This is a genomic window from Ktedonobacter sp. SOSP1-52, assembly GCF_016587395.1.
Genome location: NZ_BNJH01000001.1, coordinates 2,800,785 through 2,815,263 on the forward strand (window position 1 = coordinate 2,800,785; position 14,479 = coordinate 2,815,263).

Sequence of the window (14,479 nt, forward strand, 5' to 3'; positions counted from 1 at the left end):
TTTTCGAGCAATTCGAGCCCCAATGATACTTACTAAAAAGTCAGTACTTGTTATAAGGTAATCTCTCTTCTATACTCTATCATAGTGGTTGAGGAAACACAAAACGCATGTCTCTCAACCAAGAAAACACAAAGGACATCATCTCAAAAGGAGAAGTCATGGGAAAACTTGAAGGTAAGGTTGCAGTCATCACGGGTGGATCGAGCGGCATGGCGCTGGCGAGCGCCATGCGGTTCGTTGAAGAAGGCGCCTATGTTTTCATCACGGGCCGGAGGCAGGAGGCGCTCAACGAGGCCGTCAAGCTGATTGGCCGGAACGTGACCGGCGTGCGCGCTGACTCCGCCAGCCTGGCGGACCTCGACCGGCTCTACGAGAAGGTGAGATCCGAAAAGGGCCACATCGACATCGTCTTCGCCAGCGCCGGCGGCGGAGAAGTCGATAAGCCGATCGGGGTGATCTCGGAGCAGTTGGTCGACGATACGCTCAATCTCAACGTCCGTGGTACGCTGTTCACCGTCCAAAAAGCGCTGCCCCTCATGCGCGACGGCGGCTCGATCATCCTCAACGCCTCGAATGCGCACCTCAAGGGATATGCTGGAGCAAGCGTGTACGCAGCTGCCAAGGCGGCGGTCAGGTCGTTCGCGCGAAGCTGGGCGAACGACTTGAAGGACCGCAAAATCCGGGTGAACAGCATTAGTCCGGGAGCGATCGGCGACACGGCTGCCTACGCCGGAATTTCTAAAGAGTTGACGGATTTTTACGTCTCGGTGGTTCCGTTGGGACGCTTCGGGCTTTCTGAGGAGATTGCGGCTGCGGCACTCTATCTCGCCTCGGACGACAGTCGTTTCACGACGGCAATCGATCTCGTTGTCGACGGGGGCATGTCTCAGGCCTGACGTCCGGAGGTCATGTCAACTACTTGTCGGAATAGGCTGGAGCTGGCGTTTCGCCCAAGCGACCTCCCTGTTCCCGACGATTATCAAAGGAGCATTCAATGAGCTATGCAATCATTGGGCTTGGCAAGATCGGGACGGCCATCGCCCAGGCGTTCGCCCGCCAGGGGATCGAAGTCGTCGTTGCAGGCAGGCGGCCCGTGGACGCGCTCGCGGCGCAGATTGGCCCGTTACTCATCCCCCAGCGGGTAGAGGACGCAGTCAAGGCCGACGTCGTCGTCCTGACCATGCCCTTCGCCGCCCACCGGCAGATCGCGCGGGCTGCCGAAAGCTGGCAAGGAAAGATCGTCATCGACGCAACCAATGCGTTTGGCGTCCCACCCGAGGAACTGGGCGGACTGCCCTCAACCGCCGCTATTGCACAGGTGCTGCCGGGCGCGAAGGTGGTAAAGGCCTTCAACCATTTGCCAGCTGACATCCTGGCCCAAGGACCGACGACCCCCCAGGGGGGCCGGCGGGTCGTGTTTCTCTCCAGCGACGACGAGGCGGCGAGCGCCTCGGTGGCGGCTCTCGTCGACCGGCTCGGCTTTGCTCCGATCGAGTTGGGGAAGCTCGACGAGGGCGGGCTGCTCATCCAGGCACGGGGCAACACGTGGGGCCGACTGATTTTCCAAGACCTGGCCAAGTTCGACTCATCGAAGTGTCAATGAAATCGCTCTGTCGTAATTTTGTGATAATGAGCTGTCGTAACTGTACATGTTGGAATTCGGTGAGCGGAAATCGGATCATTCGGCGAGCGAAGATGGCATCCCTTCCTCCTTGCCCGTGCTCTTGAGGAAACCAGCTTTATCCCGTTGGACCTTGGCAGCCTGATCGATGGCGGAAGACTCCAACAATTCGGAGGGCCGCTAAACGCGTTACACCTGAATCTGCTCGATCAAATGAAATTTTAAATCCGTATCAACAAATACAACGATAAAAGGAGAAAACATATGAGCAACAACAACGGACAAAAATTAGCAGGAAAAATTGCGGTCATCACAGGCGGCAATAGTGGCATAGGCTTGGCCACAGCCAAGCGCTTCGTCGAAGAAGGTGCGCATGTCGTGATGACTGGGCGAAGAGAGAAAGAGCTGGCTGAGACCGCAGCTTTCATCGGGAGAAACGTGACGACGGTCGCAGGCGACGTCTCGAACTTAGAAGATCTCGACCGGCTCTATGCCGTTGTGAAAGAGAAGCATGGTCACATCGACATTCTCTTTGCGAACGCAGGCGCAGGGACAGTCGGGCCGCTTGCGACGGCGACCGAGGCTCATTTCGACAAGACCTTCGATGTCAACGTAAAGGGATTATTCTTTACCGTGCAAAAAGCTCTTCCCCTTTTCAAAGATGGCGGATCGATCATCTTAACCTCTTCGGGCGCAAACGTACTGGGATTGCCAGCCTTTACCGCCTATGCTGCTAGCAAGGCAGCCGTGCGCAACTTCGCACGCGGCTGGACGATGGAGCTAAAGGATCGCAAGATTCGTGTGAATTCGATGAGTCCTGGCCCAATCGAAACTCCGGCTTTGGAGAAGACGACAGGCCTCACCGTTGAACAGGCAGAACAGGCGGCAGCTCAGTTCGTCTCGCAAGTTCCGCTCGGCCGCAGAGGTAAGCCCGAGGAAATCGCTGCCGCCGTCGTGTTTCTTGCTTCCGATGAAAGTTCATATATTACCGGTGTGGATCTCGCAGTCGATGGCGGTATGGCGCAGGTCTAACGCGAAGAGGCCTTTGTCTCCCAATGTAAGCCACCTCCCTACTTGCTCCGATCCAAGATCGGAGCAAGTAGGGACTCGTGCTGGGTAACAGTTCGGGGTATGTTGCAAACGATGAGCGATTGCGAGAGAAACGATAAGGACCGTTCCTCGTTTATCCTCCAACCACCTCCCAGTCGGTTTTTCCTGTAGTTGACCAGCGTTTCGCCGTCAAGGGAGTCTGCTGCTTGCGTGGGGGATGCGCTTTGAACCGGAGGACACCCTTGACCGGGGTAAGCGAACGCATTCTTCCACAACCAGGGCATTCCACCAGGTTGATGCCGCTGTCGGTAAACCGTTGGGGATCGATGTGAACCACTCCAGAGAACGTGCAATTGGCAGTTTTGGACGACGGCTCCTGTTCTTTCACCGTTTCCACTGTTTCCTCTGTTGTTGGTAAATTCCCTACCATATGGCTCATGACTAACTTTGGTGAAGCGGAGAATTGCTGGGGTTTGAAGGAGAGGAAGAAGGATGATACACTGCACATCACAAGAACTCGTTCGACTGTGTTGACAGAGAAATGAGGTCGTGATGGAAAGCAATCCCTTGCTCCCTCTTCCCCAAGGGATGCATATTGAGCACATCCAGACCAGCGAAAACGAGGTGCAGATCACGGTCATTGCGACGCATCCCACATCCTGCTGTCCCCTGTGTGGCCACCCATCGTGCTTTGTTCACAGCCGGTATCGCCGAAGAGTGCGAGATGTCCCCTGCGGTGGTCGCCGTGTCCAATTGGTCCTCTGCGTGCGCAAATTCTTCTGCCGCAATCCGCTGTGTGAGCGCAAAGTCTTTACAGAACGACTGCCTGAGTTGGTTCGCCCCTGGGCACAAATGACGATCCGTTACTTTGAGCAGATCACCTCTATTGGCCTAGCAACGTGTGGCAAAGGCGGTACCAGACTTGCCGCTCGTCTAGGGATACAGACCACACGCCAGAGCATCCTGCGCCACATCATGGCTCTGCCAGAGGGAGTTCCTGAATCGGTCCTCTATTTGGGGATAGATGATTTTTCGTTTCGGCGTGGCTGCCGCTTCGGCACCATCCTGGTGAACTTAGAGACAAGGCGAGTAGTAGATCTGTTGCCTGACCGGAAAGCGGACACCTCGGCAACTTGGATGCGCCACCACCCGGATCTCATGGCAGTGAGTCGAGATCGTGGAGGAGACTATGCAGCTGCTGCAACCGCTAGCGCTCCACAGGCGATTCAGTGTGCCGATAGATTCCATGTGATGAAAAATTTGGGGGAGGCGCTAGAAGGCTTGCTGGCGCGTCATTTTGCTGCTCATCGAACTCGCGTCGTGCAGGAGTTAAGAGCCATCCCTCTCCCCACTGCTCAGGGGAAAGGACCTCCGAAATTGAGTCCAAAGCAAGCCGCGGTGAGCCAGGCGAAGCGAGAAGAGCGCCTGGCTCAATACAAGCACGTCGTGGCCTTGCGCCAACAGGGCTTCTCGCAAACAGCCATCGCCTCTCAGGTGGGGATAGGCCATGCGACCGTCTCGCGCTGGCTGAGCAGTGACACCTTTCCTGAACAAAAGCCGCGGCAGCGCCTGACGCGGCTAGATCCATACCTCAAAGCGGTTGCAGAGAGGTGGGAAGCTGGTTGCCACAATATCGCTCAGTTACATCGGGAACTGGTAGCCGCAGGCCACACCCTCACGTACAGGTCAGTGTACAGACAGCTTGTTCGTTACCTTCCAGAAGGGCGGAAGACTGCAGCCTCTCCTGATCAGCTTCCATGCCCTCCTGTACTGGCACGGCAAGCCGTGTTTCTGTTTCTTCGCCGGACCTTCGAGCTCTCGACTGAAGAAGAAACGCTTGCTCTGCTTCGATCTCTGCACGCTGAGATGGATCAGGCATATGACCTGGTCCAGCAATTCACCCAGATGCTCCGCGAGCGTCGAGGTACACATCTCGATACGTGGTTGGCCCAGGTGAACCAGAGCAACATCCCCGAACTCCGCTCCTTTGCTGCAGGAGTCGAGAAAGACAAAGAGGCGGTGAGGGCTGGGCTGACTTGGTGGATCAATAACGGGATGGTGGAGGGCCATGTGGCCAAATTGAAACTCATCAAACGGAGCATGTACGGCAGAGCAGGATTTCCTCTGCTTCGCCAACGGGTATTACATGCCATGTAACAGAGAGGTGAGTGATGCTAAGTTCGTCCTCAGAAGCAGGACTGGCTCCCAGCTCTTTTTTTCTAGGATGGCAAGCCTGTCTTGAGAAGGATCTCCTCCAACGCCGCAAGGTAGGCAGCGGGATTCTTGCGGAAGCGCAACTGTTTGCGACGTGCTTCGTGCCGAAAGGTGAGCTGCTCACGCATACTGTACCACGCCTCTGGATCAGAGAACACTAAGGCCCGTGGTAAAAAACACTGTCGTCGTAAGGCCAAAGCCGTGAGCACGCGTACCGGCCCGCGCACCACCAGCGCAGCAATGGCTCCCCGCCGTCCTGAGGCGCGCCGTTCCCCGTAGCGCACCGAACCAAAGCAGTGTTCCAGTTCATTGTTGGTCCGAGGCAGATCAGCCACGTCATAACAGTGGAACAAGCCGGGCCAGTAGCTCTCGGTCACCTTCACGAACGTGTCAATGGCCTCACCGAGCGTTCCCAAGGAGGCTTGCTGCTCGCGCATGGTATCCAGTACCTTTGTGTAGCGCTCACGCACTGCCTGACCACTTTCGTTTTCGTGATTGGTCAGCACATGTGCCGCCTGGTGGACCAACGCATAGGCTTGCTCGAGTGCTGGCCACACCGCCTCAGTTTTCTTCAAAGCGCGTGTGAGGAGGCGGTGGAGTTCGTCCAAAGCCGGATGAAGACCCCCTTTTTGCCTCAACCCGCGCCAGTGAGTCGGAGATCTGGGTGAGGCGATCATGCAATTTGAGGCCGGAGGCGCATAATGGGGGACGGCCATCATCAGTGAGCGCGCTGCGCACCGCTAAACAGTAGCTCCGCATCGCGTCGGCTTGTTCCTCCTCCCCATTCTCCAGCGAGCGCTCAATGGGCCGAACCCCACGTACCAGTTTTTTCAGTTCGGTCTTGGCATGCCGGTCCGCCTCGAAGATCGGATCTGCCGCTTCATCCAAATAGTGATAGTGACAAAGTTGATGGGGCACTTCAGGCAAGCTGCGCTGCACTGCCTGGCGGATAGTCTGCTGCCCATCAGAAATCACCCCACTGATAGGCACAGGCACGGCTTCCTTGACCTCATCCAGGAGAGTGGCGAGATCTCCTCGCGTACTGCTGAGTAAGGTCCGGGCCAACAACACTTCGCCGGACAAACAATCGCGGATGATCCAAAGCACTTCGTGACCAACGTCTGGCTGCATCCCATCAATGGCCAGCAGGACCTGGCCTTGCTGCTTCAGCCGGGTCTTGATCCGCTCCTCATCCGCCAGATGCAGTGCCACTAACTCCTCGTAGCGTTCGAGTAGATCAGTGACGGTCCGCTGGCCGATACGTACTCCCTGCTGGACCAGGCGCTGATGGATCTCTGGGATCGAGCGATGTTCCCCATAGCGCAACTGACCGACCACCGTGATGATATCTAAGCCAAATTCCCCGTGGGGCAGCGCCCAAGCTCCTTCTTCTTCTGCGCGATAAGGCAGATGATACAAGTCACACGCCTGGTTGCGGCAGCGCCGCACCACCAACGTGAGGCGGACCAACCCTCGAAAGGTCATCAGCGTGCGCTGGGCGTGGTAGGCGACCCAAAGCCGCTGTTCGCAGTTCACACAGTGGAGGCGCTTCGGGGTGAGGCGCACTTCTCGTTCTGCTGGGGGACGAGCGTCTCGTCTAGCCATCTTCTTGCTCCTCGGTTACGGGATTTCCAGACACCTTTCTGAGGAAGAAGGTGCGGTCGTCTTTGAGCGTTGAGCGCACATCCTCAACAATTTCGGGAGACACGAGGCCACTTTCCCCCATCCACTTGAAGAATTTCTTGAACGAGGCCAGGTACACTTTCATGCTCGTCACGGAAGCCCACAGCGCTTTGCGCGGGAACCAATCCTCTAAAAAGTCATAGACATTCCCCTCGGTTGCTTCATCAAGCCGGCGCAGGGAATAGGCATACAAGAGTAAATAGCGAGAGAACAAGTGCATGTTGTCGACATGCTCTTTGATGGTTGGTTCGCTCAGCCCAGATTGCCTCAACCAGGTCTCAAACCCATCCAGGATCGGTTGGTTCGCCTGTTGAATCGCCTGAACTCGTTGCTCATACGTCTCGGCGTGGTCCGCTTCCGTCATGGAACCGCTCCCTTTCTGATCTGCCGTTCTTCTTCCCTCAGTATCCCCCTCCCGTCAAGATAGGCTTGCCATCCTAGTTTTTTTGCTGCATAAGTTCTTCAATGTATCTGAGAAGCTTTCCCATTCTCAAGCTATCGCGCTTCTGTTAAACTTTACGAAAGGACATGGATGTTCTCTTGAAACACAACAACCTCATCTCTCTTGTATTACCGATGAGTCTCTCACCAAACCTGGGCATGAGCCACCATATGAGCAACTTTTGCCCTCAAATATGGATCTGTCCCGCTTTTGGTGATGTCAACCGATGGGCAGAGCTACATATCCCTGTTGGTAAGCACGTCTTTGAGAGGTATCCTACAGAGCGTGAAGCACCCGTTGACGCAGGAGCGGAAAGGAGGCCCGACCGTAGCCCATTCTCTTAATAAGTTTCAGTTTGTTCACCTTTCCTTCGACGATTCCATTGTTAGCAGGCAAGGTCAAACCAGCTTTCACCGCTTCTTTGTCTCGTATGACCCCGGCTACAAAGCCCTGCAATTCGCGGATTTGACTGGCTTTGACGCGGCAAAGCCAATCGTCGAGCTGCTCTCCCGTACGAGTGCGCAGCATCTGCGCAAACTGTTGGACCAACTCATAGGCCAGCTTCACTTCGGAGTGTAGCGATCGAAGCAGAGACAGCGTCTCTTGTTCCTCTGCTGAGAGTTCTTCAGGCCGCCGAAGGAAAAGGAACATCGCCTGTCGTGCCAGAACAGGAGGCTGTGGAAGCTGATCAGCAGTCTCTGGCTCGTTCTGCCTTTCTGAAAAGGACCGAGTGCACCGCTTGTTCTGCCCTTCTGGAAAGGACCGAACGAGCCGTCTGTAGACGGAGTTGTACTGATGTGAATACCCAGCGGCTACCAGTTCCCGGTGCAACTCCGCGACCGTGTGGAGGCCCTCTTTCCATCGTTCAACCAGTTGAGGAAGATAGGAGTCAACGCTGGCAGATCGAGATCGCGGCTTTTGTTCTGGAAACGTGCCATGGCGCAGCCAGCGTGAAACGGTCGCGTGACTGATCCCTACCTGCCCGGCAATGGCGGTCTGCGAGAACCCTTGCTCGCGGAGGGCGACCACTTGCTGGTAATGAGCTAGGCGCTGCTCCCGTTTGGCCTGACTGAGCGCAACGCTCTTGGGAAGCACGTTCGGCGCTTCCTCAGTCTGCACGGCCTCGATGGGTGAGGCTCGTGCTGTGTCCGTCTGGCGCTTGCGTTGAGCAGCGAGATGACGTGCCAGAACACCCTGCAGAGCCTCACCAAGGTTTTTGTAGAGTAGACGGCCAGCGCGTTACTAAACTGAGCACGTTTCCGACCGTCCCTCTCCGAACCGTGCTGACACCTTTCGATGTACACGGCTCTCTAGTTTCCAGTTCGCTGTGGGATGTTTTTGAGCGCATCACGCGCCAACACCCTCTTGGCTCCTGTACTCCCTGCCACGCTTTCCCCTGTGCTGAGCTTTCCTCAGCTCCTTGGTCGGGCGTCACTCCGACGAGTACTATCGTGGCTCCGTTCCCATAGACCTCTCGATCCGTAGGGAATCCCGAATTCCGTTCATGCGATACATACAGCGGGTTGTAGGTGTCCCGTTTGCTGCCTTTATTGAGCTCATTGCTCAACGCCCTTTCCCATCGAAGAGTATCTCGGTCCTCATCAATTACCGAGATAGATGGAGGAATCGCTTCAAGCGCGCTGCGACTGGCGTTCCATTACGCCACTGGCAACTAGGCTTCAAGGAATGCACCTTTCACCATGCCCGCAGGTCTTGCGGCGCATCGAGCTACACGCTTTCGCCCGTCACCGCTTTTCCTGATATGCTGCTTTCCCCTTTGTGTTTCCACGCCAGGTAGATCAGATGACCTCTAGAATCCCTCTTCAATTCTAGGCCGATGTTCGGCGATATCGCACTACGTTAGACGGCGCACGAGGAGGTGGAAACGATCTGCCGTTTGCGTGGCGGCTGGGACCGCTTTCCTAGCAGCGGCAGCGTAGTCTCCTCCTCGATCGCGACTCACCAGCTCAATTTCTGGGTGCGTTGCCATCCAGGCAGCAGAAGTATCAGCCGTGCGATCTGGGAGGAGGTCGAGAACCTGATGCGTTTGCAGATCCACAAGAATCGTCCCAAATGTGCGTCCACGTCGAAATGAGAAATCATCGATGCCAAGGTATGAAACCTGCCCAATTGGCTCTGGAGGCAGCGCCATAATACGTCGAAGAATGGTCGTTTTGCTGGTCTGGATACTCAGGCGATCGGTCACGCGGGCACCAAGTCTGCCCCCAGTAGCCAGGCCAAGCGTCTGTACGATCTGGAAGAGCCGTGCCGTCACACGTGCCCAGGGGGCCACAAAAGGAGTCAAACGCTCTGCGAAGACTTTCCTCTGACAAGTGGGCTCTTTGCAAAAGCATTTACGCACGAGAACGAGCAAACGCACGAATTGACCTCCGCATGGGAGATCAGCGACCTGACGAGTATACCGGCTATGCACATGTGCGGCAGGGGTGCCGCAGAGCGGACAGTAGGGGGCTTTCTGGGTTGAAATTGCAGTAATGGTGAGCACTCCATCGAGTATCTCGATCGTTCTCACTTCTAAGCTACTGGGCAAAGCGAGTGCTGGCTTCACTTCTCTGTTTTTCACAATATCCTTCTACAAAAAAGAGATGTATTCTTGTAGAACGATCTATTGATGCAACGATGACAATCTAGCATCACCAAAAGCGGGACAGATCCCACGGGATACGCAACGAGCTGACAGCAAGCTAGCAGCATAAAAAGAAAAGAGACATCTAATGAGAGGGAAACAAACCATACTCTCACAAGGAGGTCTCTCTGAGTATGATACCCAACCCGAGCATAGAGGTCCAAACCTCTCCCGTAGATCGTCCCTCGGTGCCAGCGTGGTTCGCCGAAGTCGTCATCCTGTCCCAGCACCTCACAACGAAAGGGATTCTAGAAGCCTTCGCCCATCAAGTCCAATTGGTGCGCGGACGCTTCGGCAGCTATGAACCAATTGATTTTCTCGCGCTCCTGTTCGGGTACGCGATGAGTGGAGAACGAACGTTATCGGCTTTCTTTGAGCGAGTCACTCCCTTTGGGTCAGCCTTCATGGCCCTGTTTGAGCGTGCGAACCTTCCCCATCGTGCCACGCTCAGCCGTTTTCTGGCGAGTGTCGATCGTCCCTGCTTGGAAGTGTTTCGCCAGCTCTTCGAGCAATACGGCTTCACTGAAGGGTGGACCTCGGAGACGATCGGCGGTATTTGGGATCGACAGAGCCGCCGCTACATCGTCTTTGATGTCGATGCGACACGTCAGGCAGCACGGCAGCGAGCGTTGCCCTGTGATCCAAGCTTGACTCCCCCTCGACGCCGACTCGATGCGGTCTGCGCGCCAGGCTACACCGGACGAAAACGAGGTGAGGTCGTCCGCACACGCACCGTCGCGCTTCAGATGCATACTCGTCAATGGATCGGCACCTTTGCAGGCCGGGGCAATGGTGACTATCAAGCAGAGCTCGCTTCCGCGCTTCGGGCCATCACAACCTACCTGGAGCTCTTTGCGCTCACTGCACAGGTAGCTCTTGTTCGCCTCGACGGGCAATATGGGGATACAGTAGCCATTGCACAACTGATTGCAGCAGGCGTCCATCTGGTGACACGAGCGAGAGGGTATCGCGTCCTGGAGCACCCTCAGATCCAGCGCGTGCTCGCTCACCTACCAACCGCGAGGGTGACCAGAGTGAACAGTGATGAGGAGGTCGAGTTGTTTGATGGAGGCTGGTTGTCATTGGATGAGGGGGTACCTCAAACCCGCATCATTGTGGCTCGGCATCGTGCCCCCGCACCAGGCAAGAGGGTGTCGGTGGGCAAGTGCATCGGTGAGTGGGTGTATGAGGTCTTCATCACAACCCTGCCCATCGATGGATTCCTCGTCGCGCGATGTGCTCGATCTCTATCATGGGCGGGGAGCCTTTGAAGCGGTACTTGCGGATGAAGATGTCGAAGAAGATCCCGACCGCTGGTGTTCGTACACCGAGTGTGGACAAGAACTCTGGCAGATTGCGTGTCAATGGGTATGGAACCTCCGGCTCTCACTTGGACAGGCTATGCAAAAAGCTGAGCTACGCGAGATCGAGTGGGCATCTCCGAAAAAGACACCTCCTGTGCTTCTCACCATTGAAGAACCAGTTGAGGAGTATGGGCCGTGGGAGTGGGCCGCAGCATTCGGACGAGCCACTGGACGCTTCGGGGCTGATGCCTTTACGTTACAAGAGGATGGCAAGCTTCGCTGTCCAGCGGGAGCAAGCTTGTGGTTGAGCGAAGTGCGCCAAGAAAATGCGTTCACTCAGCGTGCCGTCTATCTCGCTTATCAGACCGACTGTCAGCGCTGTTCTCTGCGAGAACAATGCCTGGCGAAAGGTGCCAAAGGCAATCGTGCTCGACGGGTCAGCGCTGTCCGTCGCCTCTTGCCCCCACCTGCTTTGGCTGAGTGTGAGCAAACGCCTGTCCTTCTCGGACCAATACGATGGGTGGATGTCGCAGGTCGAGCGCTTCGCCGCACCTGGACGACCCATTGGCGTCGTCAACACACCGAGATCATCGCGCTTGTTGAGCGTCCTGAGAAGGTTTTCCCACCACCACGTCCCCCTCGTGAAGTGCGTTCGCATTACCGCTGGAGGTGGTCCGACCGGCTCGCCTGTAATGCCTGGTGGGGACCACCGCAACGGCGTGTTTCCGTGGCAGGCGTCCCCACCTTTCTCGCTATCAAGTAATACAGGAGGAACTGGCGAACAAACAGGCGATTTGAGCGAGGTGTCATTGCTCCTCTGAGCTTGTCATGAGGGCCGAGAGTCCCTGTCTGCTTTCAACAATCTCTTCCATTCCTTCATTGCTCGTTTGCTGCAAGCTCGTTGCGTATCCCGTGGGCAGATCCATGTTTGAGGGCAAAACCTGCTCAGTATTCGGCTCATGCCCAGGTTTGGTGATAGACTCTGCGATAATACAAGAGAGATGAGGTTGTTCTGTTTCAAGAGCACATTCGTGTCCTTTCGTGAAGCGCAACAGAAGCGCGAGAGCTTGGGCAGGGAAAAGCTTCTCCGATACATTGAAGAGCTTATGCAGCAAAAAAAGAGCTGGGAACCTGTCCTGCTTCTGAGGATGAACTTGGCCGTACTCACTTCATTGTTACACGGCATGTAAGACTCGTTGGCGCAGCAGAGGAAAGCCTGCTCTGCCGTACATGCTCCGTTTGATGAGTTTTCATTTGGTCACATGGCCCTCCACCATCCCGTTATTGATCCACCAAGTCAGCCCAGCCCTCACCGCCTCTTTGTCTTTCTCGACTCCCGCGGCAAAGGAGCGGAGTTCAGGGATGTTGCTCTGGTTCACCTGGGCCAACCAGGTATCGAGATGCATACCTCGACGCTCTCGGAGCATCTGGGTGAACTGCTGGACCAGCTCATATGCCTGATCCATCTCAGTGTGCAGAGAGCGAAGCAGGGCAAGTGTTTCTTCTTCTTCAGCTGAGAGCTCGAAGGTCCGGCGAAGAAACAGAAACACGGCTTGTCGTGCCAACACAGGAAGGCGTGGAAGCTGATCAGGAGCAGCTGCAGTCTTCCGCCCTTCTGGAAGGGAACGAACTAGTTGTTTGTACACAACCTTGTAGGTCAGGGGGGGTCTGTCAGAACTCAGACCCCATTTGGCACAGAGGCCCCATTTCTGGTATGCTGATCTCATCATTTTGATGGAACGAGGCACGTTGACCTATGAACTGTCCCTATTGTGCAGGAACGATGGCTCAAAAACGAGCAAAGAAAACCAAATTGGGCTACACAACGTTCTTCTGCACTGAGTGCAGACATACGTTCAACGAACGAACTGGCACTCCTTTTAACTATCTGGAATTCCCGACGGACATTGTCCTGCTTGCAGTCATATGGCGACTCCGCTATAAGTTAAGCCTGCATGATGTAGCTGAGATGTTTTTAGCGCGCGGCTTTCCGTTCACGCATGAAGCCATCCGAGACTGGGAAGCGCGGTTTGCGCCCTTGATAAAGGACCAATTACGCGTCAAGAGACAGAGGCAGGCCGGGAAATCCTGGTATGTCGATGAGACGTATATCAAAGTACATGGGAAGTGGTGCTATTTGTATCGGGCTATCGATCACGATGGTAATCTCGTTGATTCTATGTTGAGCAAGAAGCGAAATATGGAAGCGGCTCAGATGTTTTTCAAACAGGCAGTGGCTGTGGTTGGCTCTATTCCCGATCGGGTGACGACGGATGGTCATGCTTCCTATCCGCGTGCCATCCGCGAGACGATGGGCAGCAATGTTCAGCATCGAACGAGCAAATATCTCAATAATCGGCTCGAGCAAGATCATCGTGGCATCAAACAGCGGTATTATCCGATGCGTGGTTTTGGAACCGTTGAAGCGGCGGCACGCTTCTGTTGTGACGCGCGATGAATTGCACAATTACCTCCGTCCTCGCCGCACCATGGGCGAAGTGGTCTCTCTCCGAGAACAACGGCAGGCTTTTCTCCAGCGTCTTGCCGCTTTACAGATCGCAATACAAGCAGTCTCATAGGTCAACGAGCGAGAAGTGAGTATTCCATTCGCCCAGTATACTTTTCTGTGGCCTCAGTTCTGACAGATCCCATGACGATTGCTTTTTGTTTTCTCAACAATTCCTCCACATGGGTCTGGATAACTTCGTGGATAAATGGGTTGTGCGCAGCCCTATGGTTCAGGTATGCTTCGTAGGAACGAACGTTCTTTCCTCTCCTGCGCCCGGCGGTGATCCCCTCTATTTCTGGTGTGCTTTTGTTGTGCTTCTCAAGCATAAGGAGGAAATCAGTATGCCTGCAACCATCGAGGGGGAGGAGCAGCGTCTCGCCCCACGCAGCCTTGTTGTGCGTCGCCGTCCGAACCCCTTGCCAGGGAAGAAGCCAGCAGTCCAGACCGCGCGTGCCTCTCAGCTCACCAGACCACGGGCGCAGCGCTCCATGACCACTGAGAGGTGCCGGAGTTCTCGCGGCCATCAAAGCCAGAGCCACAGAGGCCCCAGCGAGGGAGCTGGCTCTTGCCTATGGGCTAGGGATGTTGTGTGCGCTGCTCCTCGCCATCGTGGGGTCAGCGGCGCTGTCCTGGAGTGGTCGGCTCATTGACGATGTTCGCTATGGCTATCCGCGTACGACCAACCTTGATCACTTCGTGGGCCATAAGCTGGACCCACGCCTTGAAACGCATTTCACCGCTCTCAATCTCAAGGGCCAGGTGTTCATCTTTGAGGTGCCTGGCGGCAACCCACAGCATGCGCGTCTCCTGCAAGGACCTCGCCTTATTGGCTCTGGTTCTGACCTGGCGCCCGTCATGCTCACCTTTTCAGGGGATACGCGCGATCCGGATCTGGTCGTAACAGTGGATGGTCTCCAGGTGGTCTTCCACAACACAGGAACGAGCTATGCGCCGATAAGTGCCTAATATGTGCATATCAAGCCATGAAGTGCAACTTTCTCTTGCCGAA

At 55.6% G+C, this 14,479-nt stretch carries 14 protein-coding genes and 1 pseudogene; 9 read left to right on the plus strand and 6 right to left on the minus strand.

Translation table 11 applies throughout. The annotated features are described in order from the left end of the window. The first annotated feature begins 158 nt into the window (after positions 1 to 158). From JMJ16_RS13410 to JMJ16_RS13420, 3 genes are all read left to right on the plus strand, one after another. Positions 159 to 896, plus strand: coding sequence for an SDR family NAD(P)-dependent oxidoreductase (locus JMJ16_RS13410; RefSeq protein WP_201382862.1), 738 nt, complete (start codon positions 159 to 161; stop codon positions 894 to 896). Positions 897 to 994: 98 nt separating this feature from the next. Then, positions 995 to 1,603, plus strand: coding sequence for an NADPH-dependent F420 reductase (locus JMJ16_RS13415; protein ID WP_201381962.1), 609 nt, complete (start codon positions 995 to 997; stop codon positions 1,601 to 1,603). Between the two features lie 282 nt (positions 1,604 to 1,885). Beyond that, positions 1,886 to 2,653 (plus strand): SDR family NAD(P)-dependent oxidoreductase, encoded by a 768-nt coding sequence (locus JMJ16_RS13420; protein WP_201381964.1) that lies wholly within the window; start codon positions 1,886 to 1,888, stop codon positions 2,651 to 2,653. Positions 2,654 to 2,804: 151 nt separating this feature from the next. On the opposite strand, the gene JMJ16_RS13425 is transcribed toward JMJ16_RS13420, so the two are convergent. Beyond that, positions 2,805 to 3,059: a hypothetical protein gene (locus JMJ16_RS13425; protein WP_236601458.1), complete on the minus strand. Its 255-nt coding sequence runs from the start codon at positions 3,057 to 3,059 to the stop codon at positions 2,805 to 2,807. A 164-nt stretch (positions 3,060 to 3,223) separates the two neighbouring features. Between JMJ16_RS13425 and JMJ16_RS13430 the strand changes: the two genes are divergently transcribed. Further along, positions 3,224 to 4,828 (plus strand): ISL3 family transposase, encoded by a 1,605-nt coding sequence (locus JMJ16_RS13430; protein WP_201381966.1) that lies wholly within the window; start codon positions 3,224 to 3,226, stop codon positions 4,826 to 4,828. 62 nt (positions 4,829 to 4,890) lie between these two features. Here JMJ16_RS13430 and JMJ16_RS13435 read toward each other — a convergent pair. From JMJ16_RS13435 to JMJ16_RS13450, 4 genes are all read right to left on the minus strand, one after another. Further along, positions 4,891 to 6,370, minus strand: a protein-coding gene (locus tag JMJ16_RS13435) for an ISNCY family transposase (RefSeq protein ID WP_201382864.1) whose coding sequence is annotated in 2 segments (ribosomal slippage) — positions 4,891 to 5,520 and positions 5,522 to 6,370 — 1,479 coding nt in all. Because the reading frame shifts where the segments join, the coding sequence is not laid out codon by codon here. A 112-nt stretch (positions 6,371 to 6,482) separates the two neighbouring features. After that, positions 6,483 to 6,932 (minus strand): site-specific integrase, encoded by a 450-nt coding sequence (locus JMJ16_RS13440; RefSeq protein ID WP_201377971.1) that lies wholly within the window; start codon positions 6,930 to 6,932, stop codon positions 6,483 to 6,485. 354 nt (positions 6,933 to 7,286) lie between these two features. After that, positions 7,287 to 8,105: a transposase gene (locus JMJ16_RS13445; protein ID WP_236601459.1), complete on the minus strand. Its 819-nt coding sequence runs from the start codon at positions 8,103 to 8,105 to the stop codon at positions 7,287 to 7,289. A gap of 760 nt (positions 8,106 to 8,865) precedes the next feature. Then, positions 8,866 to 9,594: an ISL3 family transposase gene (locus JMJ16_RS13450; RefSeq protein ID WP_236601460.1), complete on the minus strand. Its 729-nt coding sequence runs from the start codon at positions 9,592 to 9,594 to the stop codon at positions 8,866 to 8,868. A gap of 197 nt (positions 9,595 to 9,791) precedes the next feature. Here JMJ16_RS13450 and JMJ16_RS13455 point away from each other — a divergent pair, with 197 nt between their 5' ends. After that, complete coding sequence (locus tag JMJ16_RS13455; RefSeq protein WP_236601461.1) at positions 9,792 to 10,928, plus strand: hypothetical protein; 1,137 nt, start codon at positions 9,792 to 9,794, stop codon at positions 10,926 to 10,928. Further along, positions 10,843 to 11,724: a transposase gene (locus JMJ16_RS13460; protein WP_236601462.1), complete on the plus strand. Its 882-nt coding sequence runs from the start codon at positions 10,843 to 10,845 to the stop codon at positions 11,722 to 11,724. The genes JMJ16_RS13455 and JMJ16_RS13460 overlap by 86 nt, the downstream gene beginning before the upstream one ends. Before the next feature lie 487 nt (positions 11,725 to 12,211). On the opposite strand, the gene JMJ16_RS13465 is transcribed toward JMJ16_RS13460, so the two are convergent. Beyond that, entirely contained in the window at positions 12,212 to 12,607 is a 396-nt protein-coding gene (locus JMJ16_RS13465) for a transposase (protein ID WP_307813078.1), read from the minus strand. A gap of 110 nt (positions 12,608 to 12,717) precedes the next feature. Between JMJ16_RS13465 and JMJ16_RS13470 the strand changes: the two are divergent. From JMJ16_RS13470 to JMJ16_RS54210, 3 genes and pseudogenes are all read left to right on the plus strand, one after another. After that, positions 12,718 to 13,540, plus strand: a pseudogene (locus tag JMJ16_RS13470) (IS6 family transposase). A gap of 271 nt (positions 13,541 to 13,811) precedes the next feature. Beyond that, positions 13,812 to 14,120 (plus strand): hypothetical protein, encoded by a 309-nt coding sequence (locus JMJ16_RS54205; protein ID WP_236601463.1) that lies wholly within the window; start codon positions 13,812 to 13,814, stop codon positions 14,118 to 14,120. Then, positions 14,053 to 14,436: a hypothetical protein gene (locus tag JMJ16_RS54210; RefSeq protein ID WP_236601464.1), complete on the plus strand. Its 384-nt coding sequence runs from the start codon at positions 14,053 to 14,055 to the stop codon at positions 14,434 to 14,436. The genes JMJ16_RS54205 and JMJ16_RS54210 overlap by 68 nt, the downstream gene beginning before the upstream one ends. The last annotated feature ends 43 nt before the right edge of the window (positions 14,437 to 14,479 follow it).

What these genes read in the sequence shown, in the direction of transcription:
- JMJ16_RS13455 (WP_236601461.1), top strand. Translation starts at nt 9,792, where the DNA reads ATGATACCCAACCCGAGCATAGAGGTCCAAACCTCTCCCGTAGATCGT.
- JMJ16_RS13460 (WP_236601462.1), top strand. Translation starts at nt 10,843, where the DNA reads ATGAGGTCTTCATCACAACCCTGCCCATCGATGGATTCCTCGTCGCGC.
- JMJ16_RS13410 (WP_201382862.1), top strand. Translation starts at nt 159, where the DNA reads ATGGGAAAACTTGAAGGTAAGGTTGCAGTCATCACGGGTGGATCGAGC.
- JMJ16_RS13415 (WP_201381962.1), top strand. Translation starts at nt 995, where the DNA reads ATGAGCTATGCAATCATTGGGCTTGGCAAGATCGGGACGGCCATCGCC.
- JMJ16_RS13420 (WP_201381964.1), top strand. Translation starts at nt 1,886, where the DNA reads ATGAGCAACAACAACGGACAAAAATTAGCAGGAAAAATTGCGGTCATC.
- JMJ16_RS13440 (WP_201377971.1), bottom strand. Translation starts at nt 6,932, where the DNA reads ATGACGGAAGCGGACCACGCCGAGACGTATGAGCAACGAGTTCAGGCG.
- JMJ16_RS13430 (WP_201381966.1), top strand. Translation starts at nt 3,224, where the DNA reads ATGGAAAGCAATCCCTTGCTCCCTCTTCCCCAAGGGATGCATATTGAG.
- JMJ16_RS54210 (WP_236601464.1), top strand. Translation starts at nt 14,053, where the DNA reads ATGTTGTGTGCGCTGCTCCTCGCCATCGTGGGGTCAGCGGCGCTGTCC.
- JMJ16_RS54205 (WP_236601463.1), top strand. Translation starts at nt 13,812, where the DNA reads ATGCCTGCAACCATCGAGGGGGAGGAGCAGCGTCTCGCCCCACGCAGC.